General features: G+C 56.0%; 5 protein-coding genes. 2 read left to right on the plus strand and 3 right to left on the minus strand.

Going from position 1 to position 4,490, the window contains the following annotated elements; genetic code table 11:
• Positions 1 to 108 precede the first annotated feature (108 nt).
• The 3 genes from HT136_RS25820 to HT136_RS25830 form a co-directional block, all read right to left on the minus strand.
• Positions 109 to 624 (minus strand): 2'-5' RNA ligase family protein, encoded by a 516-nt coding sequence (locus HT136_RS25820; RefSeq protein ID WP_214202624.1) that lies wholly within the window; start codon positions 622 to 624, stop codon positions 109 to 111.
• A 273-nt stretch (positions 625 to 897) separates the two neighbouring features.
• Positions 898 to 1,869: a hypothetical protein gene (locus HT136_RS25825; protein WP_214202625.1), complete on the minus strand. Its 972-nt coding sequence runs from the start codon at positions 1,867 to 1,869 to the stop codon at positions 898 to 900.
• An 827-nt stretch (positions 1,870 to 2,696) separates the two neighbouring features.
• Entirely contained in the window at positions 2,697 to 2,921 is a 225-nt protein-coding gene (locus HT136_RS25830) for a DUF2188 domain-containing protein (RefSeq protein WP_214202626.1), read from the minus strand.
• A gap of 97 nt (positions 2,922 to 3,018) precedes the next feature.
• Here HT136_RS25830 and HT136_RS25835 point away from each other — a divergent pair, with 97 nt between their 5' ends.
• Together HT136_RS25835 and HT136_RS25840 are read left to right on the plus strand one after the other, a co-directional pair.
• On the plus strand, positions 3,019 to 3,369 hold the full coding sequence (locus HT136_RS25835; protein ID WP_214202627.1) for a helix-turn-helix domain-containing protein: 351 nt from the start codon (positions 3,019 to 3,021) through the stop codon (positions 3,367 to 3,369).
• 1 nt (position 3,370) lies between these two features.
• Positions 3,371 to 3,928 (plus strand): ImmA/IrrE family metallo-endopeptidase, encoded by a 558-nt coding sequence (locus HT136_RS25840; RefSeq protein WP_214202628.1) that lies wholly within the window; start codon positions 3,371 to 3,373, stop codon positions 3,926 to 3,928.
• The last annotated feature ends 562 nt before the right edge of the window (positions 3,929 to 4,490 follow it).

The raw sequence follows: 4,490 nt of genomic DNA on the forward strand, positions 1-4,490 counted from the left end.
TGCCTTCTCCTCTGCTGTGACGTTCGGAAACATCACAATGGCACATTCGATGCCGTCGGGAGGGGGCATCCACTCCATCACTTCTCAGTGGAAATCCCGGGTCACTTCTCAGTGGCAATCAACAGCCAGGATCTTGATTGGCGGCGAAGATACGCAATCGAGCACATCGAAGGTAAGGGTGAAGGGCTCGAAGTCGGCTGTTAGCAGCCGCTTGGCGGCATCTCGTTTATCCTCGGCGATCCGCAAGGCAACAGTGCAATGGGGCGTCCATTTACCTGGGCGGTAGGCCGGTTTGCAGGTTATCGGATCGATGGCGTCGTGAATTCTGGAATGAAGCTCCCGCATCCCTTCATTGGGCTTTGGGGATGCCCAGAGGATAGTATGACTCGGGTCAAATGATCGAAGCCGGTCGAAGGAGAGAGTTATCGGTGAGATCCCGGACAGCGTTGCGACTACCTCCTCAAGCTGCCTCGGTGCGGCAACGTCATACTTTGCCAAAGTGATGTGTGGCGGATAGCCAAGCGTACGCACTGAAGAGGTCGTTTCAAGAGCGGACACACGGTCAACCAAATCCCAATAAGGGGTGGCAGATCCGCTGGCGCGCAAATTGATTCCAAAGGGCATGGTCGATTTCATAGATAACGACCGCTGGTCTCGAAAGGGGGCTTCTATGCGTATTGTGCCCCCAGGCATTGTGTAGCACGAGAGTGAAGCGGTTCTCGGAGGTTTTCAACCCTTTGATCCCGATGGGCGCCGTGTCGGCCAGGCGCCCATACATGCCGTTCAATTGTGAAAGCGGCGCGCCTATGAGCGATCAGTCCGCTTGCGGTCTGGGCTGGGACAAAGCCCCCATACTGCCGACATGTCAAACGGCCGATCCTGTCACCAAGCCGCCTTTTAAAGCAGCCTACTTTCGCGCCGCTTCTGCGCGCGGTAAGCTTGCACCCGTCCTCGCAGTTGATCGATCCAACCCTTTCGATGCTCGATCCTGTCGTAGCTGTCGCGATCACCGGCAAGCAGCTCGATACGGCTCCTTTGACTGAGCGCCTCCCACCCGTCGTACATGATGTAGAGAGCGTTTCCATATCGCGCGTTCTCGAACGCGACAAAATCGTCTCCAAACTTGGCCCCAAAGTAGCGCAAAAATCCGTCGGTGCCCGTGATGTAGGCTTCGGGCTTCAGACGGTGCATGACGGTAACGCGTTCCTTCATCACCGCTTCTTCCTGCGGTGTCACAGGCCGCTTATTGCGCAGCATCGCGGCGACCACCTCATCGACGGTACCGGGCGGGAGCAACTGCCAATCGACCTTAACGCTCAATGCATAATCAGCGAGCGACGTAGCGCTCTCGAATACGTCGGCGGCGCCAACATTCTCCTGAAGCAAATTCAAATTGTACAGCAGCTCTTGCTCAAAATTGGGCGTGCGCCGGCTGATCACCTGATCGATGGCAAACTTGAGTAGAAACCCTTCGCCACGGCGCTCTACCAAGCCGATCGATAGATCGACTTGCTTGGGCGGATAGATTTCCCGGATGTACACCTCTCGATCGTGAGAAACGTAATGATAGCTCCGCGATCCCCACGACGGGGCCCAGAAGCCATAGGACTTCGTGACCTTGGGCAGATCCTTGCGGACCTTCTCCATTCCGTAGAGATTCGCGTTTGAGTAGCGACCCGCCGTCGCCTTAGGCGGCTGGGGCTCAGGAAGCCGGATATCGCCGCCCTGCAAGGAAAGGCCAAGATGGGCGTAGCGGCTGATGTCGGTGGGCATGACGAGCTTAACCGTCGCAGCAACAACATCATCCTGATCGAAAGTGCTCAACCGCTGAAGCAAGCTCTGCGGAATCTTGAGAAGGTTCTTCGGCATGGATTTAAACCCGTGTCACTACGAAAGTCGTTGAAGCCGATAACACATCGGCGATCAGCCCCCCCAACTCGGCTTGGTGGGGCGGTACTACCGCCGCATCTAATGGCAAGCCATTCAGATTCCATTCGCCTGGCGGCGCATCGTTGCGCTCATCTCCGCCATTACTTTAGTCACATGCAGTTCTTGAAAGTGGTCGCCGCCGATAGCCTTTCTCGACTACCAACGTATCTCTCGGTTCAGGCTAGCATGAACTTGGTGAATCGATAGCCCGCGCAGAAAAGGCTGCCAAGCTCGCGGCCCCATAAAATGGGAATGCCGGCCATGTTGCCACATGATCACGGCGCGGCCAGCGAGCCCAGCGGCACGAGCACGCATTTGAAGTTCACTGAGAATATCCTCTTTCTCGCTGTCGGGCTTATTGTGAATTGCCGAGTCGAGAGGGAAGATAATCATATCCTGACCCTGCTCAAAAATGTGAGCGACCTTGAAGCAAGGCATAATCAGACCTTCCTGGATTATTTCTGTTCTGGATACACGAATTAAGCCGGCATGATCGGAGAAAAATTCGACCGTTCACCAGTGTGGCAGTAATGCCGTCTACTTGGACCAATGGCCGAGAACCCATTCCCACGCATGGCGATCATAGTCCCAGCGCCAATGTGCCCTGACCCACTTTGTCTTACCTAATGGACGGATTGTCTGCATATTTTGCATGCGATCGATGGGTTTCGGAGGGCGGGGCGGCCGAATACGTTTGATGCCATTGCGCATTATCATCACCTTAATGAACGACAGGCCGCGCCGTAACCGAGCGTGGCCTGCTTTGATTAACCCTTCGGCGGGAAGGGATCGTTTCCGTAGCTGTCACGCTCGCGAATTTGGCCGTTACGACCGTGGATCAGCAGTTCGCTGTGCTGACGCTGTGCTGTACTGCGTGCCGCCTGCGCCGCTTCGGCTTGGGTCGAGTGGATCGATGACACTCGGCTATTGCCGGCACCGCGAACGGCCCAGCCACCCAAATGCGGGACAACGTGTTGATTCTTGCCTGCCATTGGACAAACCTTTTTGTTCTGTTAGTGACGCAGCGTTGCGAGACTGCAACGCGTGAAGGATATTGCGTATGTCGAATCAGATTGCAAGAGTCGAACAGTGACGGCCGTTCATTTCGACGGGGAAAAGTTCGTGGCGGCTCTGGATAGCACCAGGCGGGCGCGGAACATGACATGGCGTAAGGTTGCCGATGAAGCGCAGGTGAGCGCATCGACCTTGACCCGCCTGTCACAAGGCAAGCGGCCGGATGTCGATAGCCTTGGTGCTCTTACCCATTGGGCCGGCCTAGATACGGATGCGTTCTATAGAACCGATGCCCCTGCCCCGATCACTGAACCTCTCGCTAAGGTGACAGCCTACTTGAGGGCTGACCCGAACCTCAGCGACGACGGAGCAAAAGCATTGGAAGCAATTCTTCACGCTACCTACGAACAGTTTCGGAAGAAATAGGATGGCACTTCGGCGAGGTTTCAAGACAGAAGCGAACGCTACGTCTCGCGAGATTCGTGCGGAACTTGGCCTCGCCACAGATGCACCACTGTGCCCGTTTATGACCGCCACGCATCTGGGGGTTACAGTCGTTAAGCTGTCAGCTTTTACGGCTCAACACCCCGAGGCTGTCGGCTATCTTATCGGATCAATGGGTCAAACCGAGTTTTCAGCGATCACCGTCTGCATCGGAACGCAGCGCGTCGTCATCTACAACGATGGGCATTCGCCGGCGCGGTGCGCTGCCAATATCATGCATGAACTTAGCCATCTGTTGTTGCTGCACCCGCCGCACCCCCTGTGTGGGGAGAACGGCAAACGGCATTTCGACGCTTCCCTTGAAGACGAAGCCAACTGGCTCGGTCCTGCATTGCTGGTTTCGGATGAAGCAGCAGTAGCAGTAGCGAAGCGCAATTTAGCTTTGCGTAGCGCCGCCGATGAATATGGGGTTAGCAGGCAGCTGATGCAGATGCGACTTAACGTAACTGGCGCCCATCGGCGCGCCTCCCGGGCAGCATAGAGGTGTCAAAATCGAGCCGTTACGACACGGTTTGAATGGCGGCTATTCGCTCATCTCGAACAGAAAGCTGCCTGACTGCTGTCGGCCCGATCAGGCCCTCCAGTTCGCTTGGCGGCGGGGCCGAAAGAGTCACCTGCACAAAACTGCGCGGGCGGGCTTCGCCTTGCTGCGGTCGCGTTCACTTGAATGTTGCTGAGGAGTGCTTCGCGTCAAGCGGGTGGCTGGCGAAGATTTAGCCCAAGACCGCTTGTGGGCAAACTTGGTTTTTGCTCCGGGCAAGGATTAGTGTCAAGGGATAGAAAGTGTCCGTTGACAGCCAAGTTGGCCTGACAAATAGGGAACATCCGGGGTTTTGTCGCAAGGCTTTGACAGGGCTCTTGCCCGATGTGCCCCTTTTTTGACAACCAGTCTGTCCGATCCTGCGAAGCCAATGACTTATACCAACCTGCGCATTGCCTGACTCACGGGGGATTCCCAAAGCGGTGAAAATCTGAATCTATGGGGCTGCGACTTTGGAGTGTGGCACCATGGGTTCAGCAATCGGCTTGCGGGAAGATTTTGA

Origin of the sequence: Novosphingobium profundi (assembly GCF_018491765.1) — a bacterium.
In the GTDB taxonomy this organism is placed as follows: Bacteria; Pseudomonadota; Alphaproteobacteria; order Sphingomonadales; family Sphingomonadaceae; genus Novosphingobium; species Novosphingobium profundi.

Bases quoted from the DNA above. Each gene is read 5' to 3' on its own strand.
- HT136_RS25825 (WP_214202625.1), bottom strand. From the start codon at position 1,869: ATGCCGAAGAACCTTCTCAAGATTCCGCAGAGCTTGCTTCAGCGGTTG.
- HT136_RS25830 (WP_214202626.1), bottom strand. From the start codon at position 2,921: ATGGCAGGCAAGAATCAACACGTTGTCCCGCATTTGGGTGGCTGGGCC.
- HT136_RS25820 (WP_214202624.1), bottom strand. From the start codon at position 624: ATGCCCTTTGGAATCAATTTGCGCGCCAGCGGATCTGCCACCCCTTAT.
- HT136_RS25840 (WP_214202628.1), top strand. From the start codon at position 3,371: ATGGCACTTCGGCGAGGTTTCAAGACAGAAGCGAACGCTACGTCTCGC.